This is a genomic window from Streptomyces ardesiacus (genome assembly GCF_003112575.1).
In the GTDB taxonomy this organism is placed as follows: domain Bacteria; phylum Actinomycetota; class Actinomycetes; order Streptomycetales; family Streptomycetaceae; genus Streptomyces; species Streptomyces ardesiacus.
Window position 1 is genome coordinate 198,844 of record NZ_BEWC01000007.1, and the last position, 15,172, is coordinate 214,015.

Genomic DNA, 15,172 nt, shown 5'->3' on the forward strand with positions numbered 1-15,172 from the left:
CGGTCCGGCGGGGCCGGGGCGGTCAGTGGGCCACGGGCCAGCCGCTGCTCCAGTCCAGCAGGTTGATGCCGAGCTTGGGCGTGCCGTTGTCGGCGCCGTCGTAGTAGTGGTACACGATCAGGTCGCCGTCCACGTCGTTCATGATCGACTGCCCGCCGGGGCCGATGACGCTGCCGTGCGACTCCAGGACCGGCGTCCCGCCGTTGTCCGTCATCGCGACGCCGTTCTTGTCGCGGTAGGGCCCGGTGACGCTCGTCGCCCGGCCGACCTTGACCTTGTAGGTGGAGCCGGTCCCGGCGCAGCAGGTGTCGTAGGAGGCGAAGAGGTAGTAGTACCCGTTGCGCTTGACGACGTACGGCGCCTCGACCGCCTTGGTGCCGGTCGGGCGGGAGGCCAGGGAGCGGCGGGCGGTGTCGGAGGCGAGCTGCTTCCCGGTGGCCGGGTCGACGCGGATCATCTTGATGCCGGTCCACCAGCTGCCGAAGGACAGCCACCACCTGCCGTCGTCGTCGACGAAGAGGTTGGGGTCGATCGCGTTGTAGTCGCTGGAGGAGTCCGAGGTGTAGACGATGCCGTAGTCGCTCCAGGTGCCCGGCGCCCCGGTGGTGGAGCCCGCGAGTCCGATGGCCGAGGTGTTGGAGCCGAAGGACGAGACGGAGTAGTACATCAGGTACTTGCCGCCGTGGTACGAGATGTCCGGCGCCCAGGCCTCCGGGACGGACGAGTACCGCGACCACCAGGCGGGCCGGGAGCCGAAGGCGTCGGCGCCCGCGGCGAAGGCGGTGCGGTCCGGGGAGGACTTGCTGCTGATGCCGCCGCCGGTGGCGTAGAGCCGGTACTGCCCGGACGCGGTGCGGATCATCGTCGGGTCGTGGGTGACGACGGAGCCGGTGACCCGGCCGGGGCCGGGGTAGGCCGACGCCGTGGAGGGGACGAGGGCGAGCAGGGCGGCGGGGAGAGCGAGGAGTGCGGCTCTTGTGCGGCGCATGGGGGGGGGCTCCTGTTCTGTGGCCCGGGTGTTCTGCAGCCGGATGTTCCCCATCCCGACTGTTCGGCTTCTCGAACAATGATCGCGTTGTCGGACGTGACGCAGTGACGGAACCTAGAATCGAAGCGCTTGCGCGTCAATGGCCCGGACGACAGCGGCCGTTGATGTCCGGAAAACACCGGGTGGCGAAGATGGCCCGCGCGTGAATTCACCGCGGACACTCACCCGCACCGGGTCCTGCCCCGGCCCGCCCCCGCCACCATGGCCTCCCGTGTCACCGTCCCGAGGGGGAGCCGGACGTGAGTGTGTCCTGGGGTTCCGTGGCCGCCGTCCTGGGCCTGGCCGTGCCCGTCGCGGCCGCGCTGTGGGAGTTCGTGCTGGCGGGCCGCAAACGGCTCGGCTACCGCGTTCAACTGGACACCACCATCCGGGACTCGGCCGCCTCGGGGCCCGACACGACGGTGCTGCAGCGCATGCAGTGGGACGGCACGAACCTGAGCGACCCCTCGGTCGTCCTGCTGCGGATCGAGAACGCCGGCTGGACCCCCGTGGTCGCCGCCGACTACGTCGCCCCGGCCAGCGACCCCGTGGGCATACGCATCGCCTTCCCCGGCCGCCGTGTGGTCGGCATGACCGTCACCGAGCGCAGCCCGCAGGTCCCGCCCACCTTCTTCGTGCCGGGGGCCGAGGGGTTCGAGACCACGGGCCGGGAGATCAAGCTGCCCAAGGTGATCCTCAACCGCCGGGCGCACTACAAGGTCCTGGCCGTCCTGGACCGCGAGGAGGGCTTCACCGACCCCGAGTTCCCCGAACCGGAGGTCACCGCGGGAATCGTCGGCGGGGTGCGCGGCGGGACCATCCGGAAGACCGCGTACTACCCCTTCGCCTCGCGCCAGGTCCGCTGGCTGCTCGCCTCGCTGATCCTGGTCAGCGCCACGCAGTCCGCGCTCGCGCTGTCCGGCAGCGACGGGGCCGCCGCGCCGCTGGACTGCGCCGCCGGGACCCTGCACCTGTCGGGTTCCACGGCCTTCGCGCCGGTGCTGCGCGAGGCCGCGCGGCAGTACGAGCGGACCTGCCCCGACGCGCGCATCCCGCTGACCGCGACCTCCTTCAAGGGCAGCGTCGACGGGCTCGACACCCTCGCCTCCGCAGGTGCGGGCGCCAGGCTCCCGGACGGCCGGGGGCTGGGCGACCGGCTGGCGTTCAGCGACGGCCCGAAGTCCGACGGCCGCCCGCGCCTGCTGCCCAGGCCCGTCGCACTGTCCCTGTTCACCCTGGTCGTGCACGAGGACACGGGGGTCGAGGACCTGTCCCTGCGACAGGTGCGGGACCTCTACGCCGGGAAGATCACCAACTGGAGCCAGGTCAAGGGCAACGACGTCCCCGTCCACCTGGTCAGCCGCAACCCCGGCTCGGGCACCCGGACCACGCTCGAACGGCAGGTCCTGGACGGCCGCCCGCTCCCCGCGGTCACCACGCCCGACTGCGCCGGTCTCGACCGGGACCGGCCGGGCCGCTGCGAGGTGGGCGGCACCGGGACGCTGCTGGACACAGTGGCCTCGACCCCGGGCGCCCTCGGGCACAGCGAGGTCGGCGCCGCCGCGGCGCGCGACGACGTCCGGCAGATCCGCATCGACGGCTACCCGGCCACCCTGGAGGGCGCCGACGAGGGGGCGTACCCGTACTGGCAGACGGAGATCGCCTACACCTACGGCGAACCGCCGGCCGACTCGGTCGCCGCGGGCTTCCTGCGCTACCTCGCCGACGAGGTCGGCAAGGACATCGTCCGCTCCAAGGGGCACCGCCCCTGCGCCGAGCTGGACAAACCCCTGCTGTGCCGGCCGGACGGGGCCGCGGGCGGGCCGTAGGGAGTCGCGCGGGACAGGTGTGCGGGGCGCACCACCGCGATCCTCGTCCGGCCGCCGGGCCGGCCGCTGGGACAATGGCCCGGCACAGGCGGTCCCGGGCAGCCGACGGGACCGGAGGTACCGCGCGCAACAGGAGAGGCTCCCTTGGAGCTCAGCAGGCCCAGCAGGCTCGGCAGACGAGCGTTCAGCGCCCTCGCGGGCACCACCGTCCTCGGGCTCGCGCTCGGCGGCAGCGTGAGCAGCGCGGCGCTGCCCTACTCCGCCGGCCCCGGTCCCGTGCCCACCGGTCCGCCGCCCGGCCCGCCCGGCGCCGACGGCCGGCGCCACCGGGTCGCCCTGGACCGGCACTCCCTGCTGGTGGACGGCAGGCGGCTGGCGCTGTGGTCCGGCGAACTGCATCCCTTCCGGCTGCCGAGCCCGTCCCTGTGGCGGGACGTGCTGCAGAAGATGCGGGCGTACGGCCACAACGCGGTCAGCGTCCGCCTCGCCTGGAACCAGCACTCCCCCGCCCCCGGCACGTACGACTTCACCGGCGTCCGCGACCTCGACCTGTTCCTGCGCACGGCCGCCGAGTGCGCCCTGTACGTCGTGGTGCACCCCGGCCCGTACATCGGCGCGGACGTGGACGCCGGGGGCCTGCCCGGCTGGCTCACGGCCGTCGGGGCCGGCGACAGGAGCACCGACCCGGTGTACCTGCGCCACGCCGACGAGTGGCTGCGCCGGGTCGACGCGATCGTCGCCCGCCACCAGTTCACCCGGGGTACCGGCACCGTGCTGCTCTACCGGGCCGACGTCCCCGGGCGCGCCGGCCTGGACCGCCTGCGCGCACGGCTGCGCGCCGACGGCATCGAGGTGCCCCTGCTGCACCCCGGTTCCCCGCTCGCCTGGGAGGAGCCGGAGCGGACCCGGGACGCCGCCGAGGCGCGGCGGCTCCACCTCGACCGCCTGGCCCGCGGGAGCACGCTGCACAACGTCCGCATGGCCTTCGGCGGCACCTCGTGGGGGTGGCTGCCCGCGCCGTCGGCGCCGTCACCGACGTACGACCCGACCGCGGCGATCGACGAGGCGCGCCGGCCGACGGAGAAGCTGGCTCCGCTGCACCAGCTCGGTCATCTCCTGCGTCACGTCCCGGACTTCACCCGGATGAGCGAGGCGCCGGCGGTCCGGGCCGCGGACGCCCGCATCCGGGTGCGGCACCTGGCCAACCCGGACACCGGCGCCCACGCGTACGTCCTGCGCAACGACTCCGCCGCCGACGTCACCTCGACGCTGCCGATGGGCGGCACCGACGTGGAGGTCACCGTCCCCGCCCGGGACGCCAAGCTGCTCGCCACCGGGCTCCGCCTGGGCGCGGGGCGCAGGCTCGCGTACGCCACCGTGCAGCCGATGCTGACGACGAGCGTCGGGAAGCTGGACGTCGCCGCGTTCGTGGGGCGGGCGGGCGAGATGGCGCACCTGGTCGTCGACTGCCCCGACGAGCCGTGGCCCACCCGGCTGGACGAGGAGGCGGCCTGGGCCTTCGACCAGGGCAGGCTGCACGTGTCGGTGCCGCTGAAGGAGGACCGGCTGACCCGGGTGCGGGTGCGCAGCGGCGAGACCGACCGCACCCTGCTGCTGCTCCTCGCCGACGACGCCGCCTCGCTGCGGCTGTGGCCGTACGAGACCCCCTCGGGCCGGATCCTGGTGCGCGGCCCCGAGCTGCTGCGCGAGGCCGCCCTGGACGGGGCCACCGTCCGGCTGACCGGCGACACGGTCGACGAGCGCGAGCTGGAGGTGTGGGCGCCGCCCGGCATCACCGACGTCACCTGGAACGGCGCGCGGGTGCAGTCGGGCCTGGGCCGCGCCCTGAGCCTGATGACGGTGTGGCCGCTGCCGGGCGTGCCCGGTCTGGTGCTGCCCGCGCTGGAGGGCTGGCGGCGGCGCCCGGAGAACTTCGAGGCCGAGCCCGGCTACGGCGACGAGGGCTGGACGGTGGCCGACCGGCGCACCTCGCACAGCACCACGCCGGTCCCCGACGGGCAGCCCGTGCTCTTCGCCGACGACTACGGCTTCCACTACGGCGACGTCTGGTACCGCGCCCGCCTCACCGGCGCCTCGGGCCTCACGTCGGTGTCCCTGGCGTACCGCACGGGCGCGGGCGGGCTGCTGATGGCCTGGCTGGACGGGGAGCCGCTGGGCACGCACCGCCCGGGGCGGGGACCCGACGACGGCGGGGGCACCCGGGCGGCCACGGCGGACTTCCGGCTGCCCGAGGGCCTGCGCGCGTCCCTGCGCGAGCGGCGCGGCGAGGGCACCTCGCCGCCCGTCCTGGCGGTCCTGGTCCGGCGCACGCAGCACGGCCAGGACGCGTACCGGGCGGCCCGCGGGCTGGTGTCGGCCCGGTTCGAGGGCGCCTCGCCCGACGTGAGCTGGCGGATCATGGGCGCCGCCGCCCCCGACCCGGTGCGCGGGCCGCTCAACCACGGCGGGCTGTACGGGGAGCGCCACGGCTGGCACCTGCCCGGTCACGACGACGGCGCCTGGGAGCCGGGCTCCCCCGCGGCCGCCGGGGACGGGGACCGGCGCCAGGGCGTGACCTGGTACCGGACCACGTTCCGGCTGGACGTCCCGCCGGAGACCGACGCGTCCGTCGGCCTCGCCCTCGGCGGCGCCCCGGGCCGGGACGTGCGCGTCCAGGTCTTCCTGAACGGCTGGAACATGGGCGCCCACGCCGGCGGCGCCCCGCGCACCCTCGTCCTGCCGAACGGCATCCTGCGCACCCGGGCCGCCGCCAACACCCTGGCCCTCGCGGTCCTGGCCGACGGCGACACGCCGCCGGGCCCGGGCCCGGTCCGCCTGGAACTGCTGGGCAGCGCGGCCGGAGGAGTGCCGGTGGAGCCCGTCGCCTCCCCCGGCCGGCGCCGCGGCTGACCCGGGGCGGGGTCAGCGCAGCCGGATCACGTTCCAGGACAGTGGCTCCAGGGCGGCGGTGAGCCTGCCGCCGTCCAGGGCGGTGCCGTCCACCGCGTGCGGGGCGACGCGCTCGGGCTCGGCGAGGGTGTTGCGGGCGTCGGGGTCGGCGTCCGCGAGGGCGCTGTGCTCGACGACCTCGCGCACGCCCAGACCGCCGAGGGCGACCTCCAGCGGAAGGGTCTCGGTGCGGGAGCGGTTGACGGCGAAGACGGTGACCGAGCCGTCCTCGGCGCGCACGGCGGTGGCGTGCAGGAGGTCGGCCTCGCCGTACTTCGCCGTCTCGTACGTCGGTGAGTCCACGCGGACCTCGAGCACCTCGCCGCGGCCGTACTTCGAGGCCTGGGAGAAGGGGAAGAAGGTCGTCTGGCGCCAGGCCGGGCCGCCCGGCTCGGTCATGATCGGGGCGATGACGTTGACGAGCTGGGCCAGGCAGGCCACGGTGACGCGGTCGGCGTGCCGGAGCAGGGCGATCAGGAGCGAGCCGAAGACGACCGCGTCCATGACGCTGTAGTTGTCCTCCAGCAGCCGGGGCGCCTCGGGCCAGTCCAGGGCGCTGACCTCGGCGTGGGTCTTGGCCATGTACCAGACGTTCCACTCGTCGAAGGAGAGGTTGATCTTCTTCTTCGACTTGAGGCGGGCGCCGACGTGGTCGCAGGTGGCGACGACGTTCTCGATGAACGACTCCATGTCGACGGCGGAGGCGAGGAAGGAGTCGACGTCCCCGTCGAGCGGCTCGTAGTAGGCGTGCAGGGAGATGTGGTCGACCAGGTCGTAGGTCTCCTGGAGGACGGTGGCCTCCCAGGCGGCGAAGGTGTCCATCGCCTGGCTGGAGGACCCGCAGGCGACGAGTTCGACGTCCGGGTCGATCTGCCGCATGGCGCGGGCGGTCTCGGCGGCGACGCGGCCGTACTCCTCGGCGGTCTTGTGGCCGGTCTGCCAGGGGCCGTCCATCTCGTTGCCCAGGCACCACAGCCGGATGCCGAAGGGGTCCTTGTCGCCGTGCTCGGCGCGCAGGTCGGACAGGGCCGTGCCGGCGGGGTGGTTGGCGTACTCCTGGAGTTCCAGGGCCTCCGCGACGCCCCGGGTGCCGAGGTTGACGGCCATCATGGGCTCGGCCCGGGGGCCGATCTTCTTGAGGAAGGCGATGTACTCCGAGAGGCCGAAGCGGTTGGTCTCGGTGGAGCGCCAGGCCAGGTCGAGGCGGCGCGGGCGGTCCTCCACGGGGCCGACCGAGTCCTCCCACTTGTAGCCGGAGACGAAGTTGCCGCCGGGGTAGCGGACGGCGGTGACGCCGAGTTCGCGGACGAGCTCCAGCACGTCCTGGCGCAGGCCCTCGGCGTCCGCGGTGGGGTGGCCGGGCTCGAAGATGCCGGTGTACACGCAGCGTCCGAGGTGTTCGACGAAGGAGCCGAAGAGCCGGGGGTTGACGGCGCCGACGGTGAAGGCGGGGTCGAGGGTGAAGCGGGCGGTGCGCATCTTTGCCTTTCGGGAGGGGGTGACGTGTCGGGGTGCGGGGCGCGCTACTGGCCGGCCAGGCCCGTGTGCGCCACGCCCGCCACGATCTGGCGCTGGAAGAAGACGAAGACGACGATCAGGGGCAGGCCGGCCATCAGGCCGCCGGCCATGAGCTGGGCCCACTGGATGCCGTAGGAGTTCATGACGGTCGCGATGCCGTTCGGCATGGTCATCAGGTCCGGGTTGTTGGTGACCATGTAGGGCCACAGGAAGTTGTTCCAGGAGCTGATGAAGGTGAAGATGCCGACCGCCGCGAGCGAGGGGCGCGAGAGCGGCACGATGATCGTGAAGAAGACCCGCCAGCGGCCGGCGCCGTCGATGAAGGCGGCCTCCTCCAGCTCGCGCGGGATGCCCTGGAAGAACTTGTAGAGGATGTAGACCATCGCGGCGGGCGCGCACTGCGGCAGGATCATGCCCCAGTAGGTGTCGACCATCCCCATCTGCTGGACGGTGGTGAACAGCGGCACGCCGAGCACGGCCGGGGAGACCATGAGCCCCGTCATCACCAGGCCCATCAGGACGCCCTTGCCGCGGAACTCGGTGCGGGCGAAGCCGTATCCGGCGAGCGCGGCGACCAGCAGCACGATCGTCGTCACGCACACGGAGACGACCAGGGAGTTGACGAACCAGTTGGTGATGTTGCCGTTGTCGAGCATGGCCGACCACGCCTGGCCGGTCCAGTCCTTCGGGAGCCAGTGCGGCGGCACCTCGACGGCCTCGGTCTCCGACTTCAGGGAGGTGAACAGCGCCCAGGCCAGCGGCGCCAGGAACACCGCGGAGACGGCCGTGCCGAGGAGCGTGAGCACGATCTGGCCGGGGGTCCGGCCCCGGCGCGGCCGGGTGCGGACCGGCGGTGCGGCGGTGGTCATCGGCCGCCCTCCTCACGGTTGCGCAGCAGCCACATCCGGGCGAGGGCGACGGCCGCGATGAGCACGAAGAAGATGATGGAGACCGCGGAGGCGTAGCCCACGCGGTAGCTGGTGAAGCCCTGTTCGAGCGTGTACTGCACGAAGGTGCGGGTCGAGTCCTCCGGGCCGGGGCCGAAGTCCTGCATCACGACGGCCTGGTCGAAGACCTGGAGCGAGGCGAGGATCTGCAGGGCGATGACGAGCCCGGTGATGTTGCGCAGCATCGGCAGCGTGATGTGGACCGTGCGGTGCCAGGCGTTCGCGCCGTCGAGCTTGGCGGCCTCGTAGAGGTGCGCGGGGATGCCCTGGAGGGCCGCGAGGTAGAGCAGGAAGCTGAAGCCGACGGTCCACCACAGGGTGGTGATGACGACCGCGAGCATCGCGTACGACTTGTCGCTCAGCCACGGCGTCTCGATGCCGAAGACGTGGTTGATCATGCCGGTGCCGGGGTTGAAGAGCCACTGCCACAGATTGGCGGCGACGGTGGACGGCAGCAGGAACGGCAGGAAGAAGCAGAGCCGCCACAGCCACTTGCCGCGCTCGATGTGGTGGGCCAGCATCGCGAGGAAGAAGGCGAGGACGGTGATGCAGGGCACGACGAGCAGCGTGAAGTACGCGCTGTGCCCGAGCGAGTCCCACATCAGGGGGTCCTGGAGGGCCTCGCGGTAGTTGCCCAGGCCGATGAAGTGCGCGCCCTCGCCGGAGATGTTGGCGTCCGTGAAGCTGAGGTAGAGGCCGCGCAGCAGCGGCCAGACGACGAAGAGCACGAACAGGGCGAGGAAGGGGGCGACGAACCAGCCTCCGTGCTGGAAGCCCTGCCTGCGCCGTACGGCGGCGCTGTCCGCGGCGGTGTGCGCACGCGCCGGGCGGACGATCGTTTCGGCACTGGTCGTCGTCATGCGGCCGCACCTCCCTGCGCGGCGGTCCTGCCGTCCATCGGGTTCTTCATGGCGAGCAGTTCGGTCAGTACGCCCTTCATCCGGCGGGCGGCGCTCTCCGGCTTCGCGGACCCGGCGGACGAGCTCATCACGACGGGACCGAGGCGCTGGGCGAGCAGCCCGGTCGAGCCCGCGAACCACACTTTCGGCTCGGTGGCCTGGTGGTCCATCGCGGAGACGTACTCGCTCTGCGGCTGGAGCTTGCGGTACGCGGCCGAGGACAGGGTCGGCGTGTACGCGGGGATGTGCCCGCCGCCGGCCCACTGCTGGGCGTGCCGCACGACGTAGGCGGCGAGCCGGTGGGCGGCGTCGTTGGTGGCGCCGCTCCGGTCGGACTGGTGGGGCAGGACGAAGGCGTGGGACTCGGCGTGGGTGGCCCGCCTGCCGAAGACCGGCGGCAGCGGGGTGGCGCCGTAGTCCAGCTTCGCGGTGTCGAAGACCGGCACCGACCAGTTGCCCTCCCAGGTGAAGGGGGCCCCGTTGACGAACTGTTCGGCGTCGGCGGCGCCCGCGACGGAGTAGCCGTCGGTGACGTGGCGGCGCAGGAACTCCAGGACCTCGGTGGCCTTCGCGGTGTCGAAGGTGACCCCGGTGTTGGCCGCGTCGAACCAGGTGCCGCCGAGCTGGGTGTAGAAGGCGACGAACATCCACCACTGGACGTTGAGGTCGTTGACGTGCAGGCCGAGGGTCTGCAGTCCCTTCCCGGTGGCCTTCTTGGCCTCCTTGAGCACGTCGAACCACTCGTCGGTGGAGGTGACCGGCACGAGTCTGCCGTCCCCGCCGAGCAGACCCGCCTTCCTCAGCACGTCCTTGCGGTAGAAGCAGAGCTGGACGTGGATGTCGAGCGGGAGGGCGTAGAGCTTGCCGTCGATGACGGCGCGCTTCCACAGCTCGGGGTTGAAGTCCTTCTCCCGCACGCCGTACTCGGCGAGCAGGGCGGGGTCCCAGGGGTCGAGGAGGCGGCCGGGCGAGAAGCCGGTGACGCGGCCGAGGTGCATGACGCCGAGGTCGGGCGCGCGGTTGCCGGCGGCGGCCATGGCGAGCTTGGTGTAGAAGGGGCTGCCCCACTGGAGGGTGGAGTCCTTCACGTCGATGCCGGGGTTGTCCCTGCGGAAGGAGTCCAGCATCGCGATCATGTTGTAGCCGTCGCCGCCGCTGAAGAGGTTCCAGTAGCGCACCCGGGTGTCCGCCCCGGAGGCGAGCGCGTCGGCGCCGGTGCCGAGCGCGGCGAAGCCGAAGCTGCCCGCGACCGTGAGGCCGCCTGCCGCGGCCAGAAAGTGCCTGCGATCCAGGCCAGGTCGTCCCATGCCCTGCCCCATCTGTCGTCGTTCGCTGTGCGGCGCCACCTGATGTTCGGTATGTCGAATGACGCTCGTAACTTCGAACGGGAAACGTAGGTGGGAAGCGCTTGCGCGTCAATGGTTCGGGCAGGATCCCGGGCGGGACTTTTCCGGAGGGTGCCCGGATGCTCTCGGACCTGCCGCGGAACTGGCCCCCGGGGCACGCGTCTTGGCATATTGCAGGGGTGACCGGAGGACGGCCGGGGGGACGAGGAGACAACCGTGCGTACCAGGAAGGAGATGCGGCGGCTCGCCGACACCCTCACCGACCCCATCCGGGTGGCCGTGCCGGCCGATCCCGAGGTGCTGTTCGACGCACTCGTCGCCTCCGTCAGCGCGTGGCGCGGCCGGGAGGTGGTCGTGCACCGGGCGGCGTTCCCGCCGCACACGGCGAGCGGGCTGTGGCTGGAGCGCGAGCACCACGACGACGTGGTGGTGGACGAACGCGCGGCCGTCTGGCACCAGATCGTGATCCTCTGCCACGAGGTCTGGCACATGAACCGCCGCCGGGCCGAGGCGGAGGCGGGGGCGGAAGCAGGGGCCGCCGCGGCGGCCGGCGGCCGCCCCCGGCCGGTGGCCGCGCGCACCGACTTCTCCCTGGCCGAGGAGCAGGAGGCGGACCGTTTCGGCATGCTGATGGGCAGCCGACTGCGCACCTGGCTGGACGCCTCCACCGACTCGGTCTTCGCCACCGGGGGCGGCGACGCGGCCGGCCCGCGCAGCCTCGCCGGGCGCATCGGCGCCGCGCTCAACTACCGCGGGACGACACGGTGAACAGCCTGATCAACTACCTGAGTTGCGGAGCGCTCTGGCTCGGCCTCGCGGTGAAGGCCCCCGACCTGCTGCGGCACCGGCACGATCCGTACCTCCGGGCCATCTGCGCCGTGCTGGGGCTGGCCGGGCTCTGCTTCCTGCTCGGGGCACCGCCGACGGTCGGGGCCGTCAACCGGCTGAGCGGCGTGCCCAACCTCGCGGCGCCGCTGACCTACGTGGCGATCACCGGGTACTGCGCCGCCTCCCAGGTCCTCGTCGTCCACTGGCGCGGCGGCCCCCGGGTGCACCGCACCGCCCGCCGGTGGACGCTCGCCTACGCCGTCGTGGTCGTCGGCATCGCGGCGGCCTTCGCGCTCGGCGAGGCGCCCGTGGAGCGCCGTACGGACCTGGACACCTACTACGCGACGACCCCGTTCATCGCCCAGATGATCGTGCTGTACCTGGTCGCGCACCTGACCGCGGTGACCGTCACGACGGTCTCCGCGCTGCGCTGGGCGCGGGAGGTGCGCGGCGGGCTGCGGGCCGGGCTGCTGCTGCTCGGGGCCGGTTCGCTGTGCGGCGCCGGTTACAGCGCCACCAAGCTCGTCGCGGTGAGCGCCCGCTGGTCCGGGCACGACTGGTCGGCGCTCGGCACCACCGTCTCCCCGGCCGCGGCCGGACTCGGCGCCCTGCTGGTGGTCGTCGGGGTGCTCGTGCCGCTGGCCGCCCCGCGGCTCGCCGAGCGGCGGCGCGCGGCCCGCGCCTACGCGCGGCTCGAACCGCTGGAGCGGGCCCTGGACGGCCTGCTCGTCCGCCGGTCGCTGCGCCTGCCCCGCCCCCGGCTCGCCTCGCCCGCCACCCTCCTGATGTGGCGCCGCACCAGCATCCACAACGCGTTCGGCCACCTGGACGCGTACTGCGACCGGGACCTGTACGACCGGACCCGGGCCGACGCGCTGGCGGCGACGGGGGACGCCGAGCTGGCCGGGGCGACGGCCTGGGCCGCGGTGCTCACCGACGCGCTGCGCCACGAGGCCGCTCCCGGAGCGGCGTCGGCGCCGGCCGCCGCCACCGGCCGGCCCCCGCTGCCCTCTCCGGACCCGGCGGCCCTCGCGCGGATCGCCGACGTGCTCTCCGGCGCCGTACGGGTGCCGGCCGCGCCCGCCCTGCCGAGCGGCAGGGCCACGGCGGGCACCGCGTGAGGGGCCCGAGGCGTCCGGACGGACCGGGGGGACGGCGCGGCCGTACCGGGGCGGTCCCGCGGGGAAGGAGTGGTCGGGCGTGAGTCTCGTCGTCTACCTGGCGGCACTGGTGTTCGGCATGACCTCGGTGCTGCTGTTCCGCCGCCCCCGCACCGCCGTGCGCGATCCGCTGACCCTGTCCACCTGCGCGGCGATCGTCCTGGGGGCCCTGGTCTTCGTGTGCGCCGCCCCGGCCACCCTGGGCACCGTCAACCGGCTCACCGGCGTCCCCAACTTCGGGGCCCCGCTGACCTACGGCATGCTCTCCGCGTACAGCTGCGCGGTACTGGTGCTGCTGATCAACTGGCGCGGCGGCCCCCGGCCGGTGGTGCGGCGCGCCGTGCTGCGCAGCATGGCCGCCTACGGTCTGCTGGTGGCCGCCGTCGTCGTGCTGTTCCTGCTCGCCGACGCGGACACCGAGCGGCTGACCGACCTGGACACGTACTACGCCGGTACGCCGTTCATGCGGGAGATGATCCTGCTGTACCTGCTCGGACACAGCGCGGCGATGCTCGTGATGTGCGTCGTCTGCGTCAAGTGGAGCCGTGAGGTGGACGGCCTGCTGCGGACCGGGCTGCGGCTCATCCTGCTGGGCGCGCTGCTGGACCTGGTGGGGTTCCAGTGCACCAAGTACACGGCGGTGGTGGCGCGGTGGGCGGGCCACGACCTCGACTTCCTGTCCACCACGGTGGCCCCGCCGATGGCCTCGCTGGCGGCGCTGGTGTGTTCCGTGGGGTTCGCCCTGCCGAGGCTGCTGCCGTCGGTGCAGGCCCACTGGCGGGGGCTGGAGGACTACCGGCGCCTGGGCCCGCTGTGGTCGCTGGTGAAGTCGGTCTCCACGGCCCCCAAGCCGCCGGCCGCCTGGTGGCAGTTGCCCCGGGCCCGGCTCCAGTGGCGCGAGGTGTCGATCCACGACGCCCTGCTCGCCCTGGCGCCGTACTTCGACCACCGGGTCCGCCAACGGGCCCGCGACGCCGCCCTGCTCGCGGGCCGCTCCCCGCACGAGGCCCGGCTGGCGGCGGAGGCCGCGATGCTCACCGACGCGGCGCGCCGGGCCGCCGCCCACGAGGAACCGCCCGACACGGCCGGTTCCTACCGGCTGCACGCCACCGAGGTGCCCGGCCCGAGCGGCCTGGTGGAACTGTCGCAGGCACTGCACCACCCGCCCGGCCGGACCGCCGGGCCCGGGGGCGCGAACCCGTCCGCCCTGACCGGAACCCTGACCGAACCCGAGGAGCCCCATGTCGCGTAGAGCTGTCGTCGTCGGTGCCGGAGCGGCCGGGATGCTGGCCGCGGCCGTGCTGGCCGGCGCGGGCGTGGAGGAGGTCGTCGTCGTGGACCGCGACGAACTCCCCGACGGCCCCCGCGGGCGCCGGGGACTGCCCCAGGGCCGGCACGCGCACCTGCTGATGGCCGGCGGGCTGGCCGCGATGGAGGAGATCGTGCCCGGCGTGAGCCTGCGCAAGCGGCTGCTGGCCGCCGGGGCCCACGAGGTCTCCCTCGGCTCGGGCATGCTGGCCCGCACCCCCGAGGGCTGGCTGCGCCGCTGGCGGCGCGAGGGACCCGCCATGCTCACCTGCACCCGGGCGCTGGTGGACTGGACGGTACGGGCCGCGGTGCTCGAACACCCGGCGGTCCGGGTCCGCGAGGGGACCGCGGTCGCCCTGACGGGGTCGGCGGGCCGGGTGCGGGGCGTACGGGTGTCGGGGCCGGGCGGCGAGGCGGACCTCGACGCCGGCCTGGTCGTCGACGCGAGCGGACGCGGTACGCGGATCCTCGCCTGGCTGGACGGGCTCGGGCTGCCCGGCGTGCGGACCCGGACCGTGGACGCGGGCCTGGTCAACGCCTCGCGCCTGTACCGGACACCGGCCGGGGCGGAGCGGTTCCCGCTGACGATCGTGCACGCCGATCCCTACGCCGCCCGGCCGGGCCGCAGCGCCATGGTCATGCCGGTCGAGGGCGACCGGTGGCTGGTGAGCTGCGGCGGCACGCGCGGCGGTGAGCCGCCGTCCGACCCCGACGGCTTCCTGCGCTACACGCTCGGCCTGCCGGACCCGATCGTCGGCCGGCTGATCTCCGGCGCCGAACCCCTCACCGACGTGCACCTGAGCCGGTCCACCAGCAATGTGCGGCACTACCTGGAGAAGGCGCCCCACTGGCCGGAGGGCCTCGTGGTCCTCGGCGACGCGCTCGGCACCTTCAACCCGGCCTACGGACAGGGCATGTCGGTGGCCGCGTTCGGCGCCCGGGTCCTCGGCCGGGAGCTGGAGAGGGCCGGCCGTCCCGACGCGCCCGGCCTCGCCCGGCGGGTGCTGCGGGGCGCGGCCCGCCCGGTGGACGCCGCCTGGGCCGTGGCCGTCGGGCAGGACGTCCTCTACCCGGCGACGCGCGGCGGCGGCCGGCCGGGCATCGCCGACCGGGCGGTGACGGCGTACACCCGGCGCCTGACCAGGGCGGCCACCGGCAGCTTCGCGGCGGCCTCGGCGCTCTGGGACGTCACCAGCATGCGCACCCCGCCGGCCCGCATGTTCCATCCGTCGGCGCTCCTGGCCGCCCTGGCCGGTCCGCCGCTCCCGCTGCTGACCGGGCCGCCGCTGACGCCCGGCGAGCGCGAGGTGCTCGCCGGGCTGGACCGCACGGGCGGGTGAGCGGACGGCCCCGAACGGTGA

Annotated in this window: 11 protein-coding genes; 6 read left to right on the forward strand and 5 right to left on the reverse strand. The window is 73.9% G+C overall.

Annotation, left to right across the window (positions count from 1 at the left end; genetic code table 11):
• Positions 1-22: 22 nt before the first annotated feature.
• The gene (locus tag Sdi02f_RS23025) at positions 23-988 is read right to left on the reverse strand and encodes an arabinan endo-1,5-alpha-L-arabinosidase (RefSeq protein WP_030399780.1); all 966 of its coding nucleotides are present in this window, start codon (positions 986-988) and stop codon (positions 23-25) included.
• A gap of 299 nt (positions 989-1,287) precedes the next feature.
• Between Sdi02f_RS23025 and Sdi02f_RS23030 the strand changes: the two genes are divergently transcribed.
• On the forward strand, positions 1,288-2,856 hold the full coding sequence (locus Sdi02f_RS23030; RefSeq protein WP_030399781.1) for a substrate-binding domain-containing protein: 1,569 nt from the start codon (positions 1,288-1,290) through the stop codon (positions 2,854-2,856).
• A gap of 144 nt (positions 2,857-3,000) precedes the next feature.
• The gene (locus tag Sdi02f_RS23035; protein ID WP_031081588.1) at positions 3,001-5,766 is read left to right on the forward strand and encodes a beta-galactosidase; all 2,766 of its coding nucleotides are present in this window, start codon (positions 3,001-3,003) and stop codon (positions 5,764-5,766) included.
• Between the two features lie 12 nt (positions 5,767-5,778).
• Here Sdi02f_RS23035 and arfA read toward each other — a convergent pair whose 3' ends face one another.
• From arfA to Sdi02f_RS23055, 4 genes are read right to left on the reverse strand one after another with little or no spacing between them, the layout of a single operon-like run.
• On the reverse strand, positions 5,779-7,284 hold the full coding sequence (arfA, locus tag Sdi02f_RS23040; protein ID WP_053662131.1) for an arabinosylfuranosidase ArfA: 1,506 nt from the start codon (positions 7,282-7,284) through the stop codon (positions 5,779-5,781).
• A 44-nt stretch (positions 7,285-7,328) separates the two neighbouring features.
• Positions 7,329-8,192, reverse strand: a complete 864-nt coding sequence (locus Sdi02f_RS23045; RefSeq protein WP_031081589.1) for a carbohydrate ABC transporter permease — start codon at positions 8,190-8,192, stop codon at positions 7,329-7,331.
• Entirely contained in the window at positions 8,189-9,130 is a 942-nt protein-coding gene (locus Sdi02f_RS23050; protein ID WP_030399785.1) for a carbohydrate ABC transporter permease, read from the reverse strand. The genes Sdi02f_RS23045 and Sdi02f_RS23050 overlap by 4 nt, the downstream gene beginning before the upstream one ends.
• Complete coding sequence (locus tag Sdi02f_RS23055) at positions 9,127-10,476, reverse strand: extracellular solute-binding protein (protein ID WP_030399786.1); 1,350 nt, start codon at positions 10,474-10,476, stop codon at positions 9,127-9,129. The genes Sdi02f_RS23050 and Sdi02f_RS23055 overlap by 4 nt, the downstream gene beginning before the upstream one ends.
• Before the next feature lie 255 nt (positions 10,477-10,731).
• Between Sdi02f_RS23055 and Sdi02f_RS23060 the strand changes: the two genes are divergently transcribed.
• The 4 genes from Sdi02f_RS23060 to Sdi02f_RS23075 all read left to right on the forward strand — a co-directional run bounded on the left by Sdi02f_RS23060 (position 10,732) and on the right by Sdi02f_RS23075 (position 15,151).
• Positions 10,732-11,283 (forward strand): hypothetical protein, encoded by a 552-nt coding sequence (locus Sdi02f_RS23060; protein WP_030399787.1) that lies wholly within the window; start codon positions 10,732-10,734, stop codon positions 11,281-11,283.
• On the forward strand, positions 11,280-12,464 hold the full coding sequence (locus Sdi02f_RS23065; RefSeq protein ID WP_031081593.1) for an MAB_1171c family putative transporter: 1,185 nt from the start codon (positions 11,280-11,282) through the stop codon (positions 12,462-12,464). The genes Sdi02f_RS23060 and Sdi02f_RS23065 overlap by 4 nt, the downstream gene beginning before the upstream one ends.
• 79 nt (positions 12,465-12,543) lie before the next feature.
• A complete protein-coding gene (locus Sdi02f_RS23070; RefSeq protein WP_031184606.1) occupies positions 12,544-13,755 on the forward strand; it encodes an MAB_1171c family putative transporter in 1,212 nt (403 codons plus the stop codon).
• Positions 13,745-15,151 (forward strand): FAD-dependent monooxygenase, encoded by a 1,407-nt coding sequence (locus Sdi02f_RS23075; RefSeq protein WP_108933944.1) that lies wholly within the window; start codon positions 13,745-13,747, stop codon positions 15,149-15,151. The genes Sdi02f_RS23070 and Sdi02f_RS23075 overlap by 11 nt, the downstream gene beginning before the upstream one ends.
• The last annotated feature ends 21 nt before the right edge of the window (positions 15,152-15,172 follow it).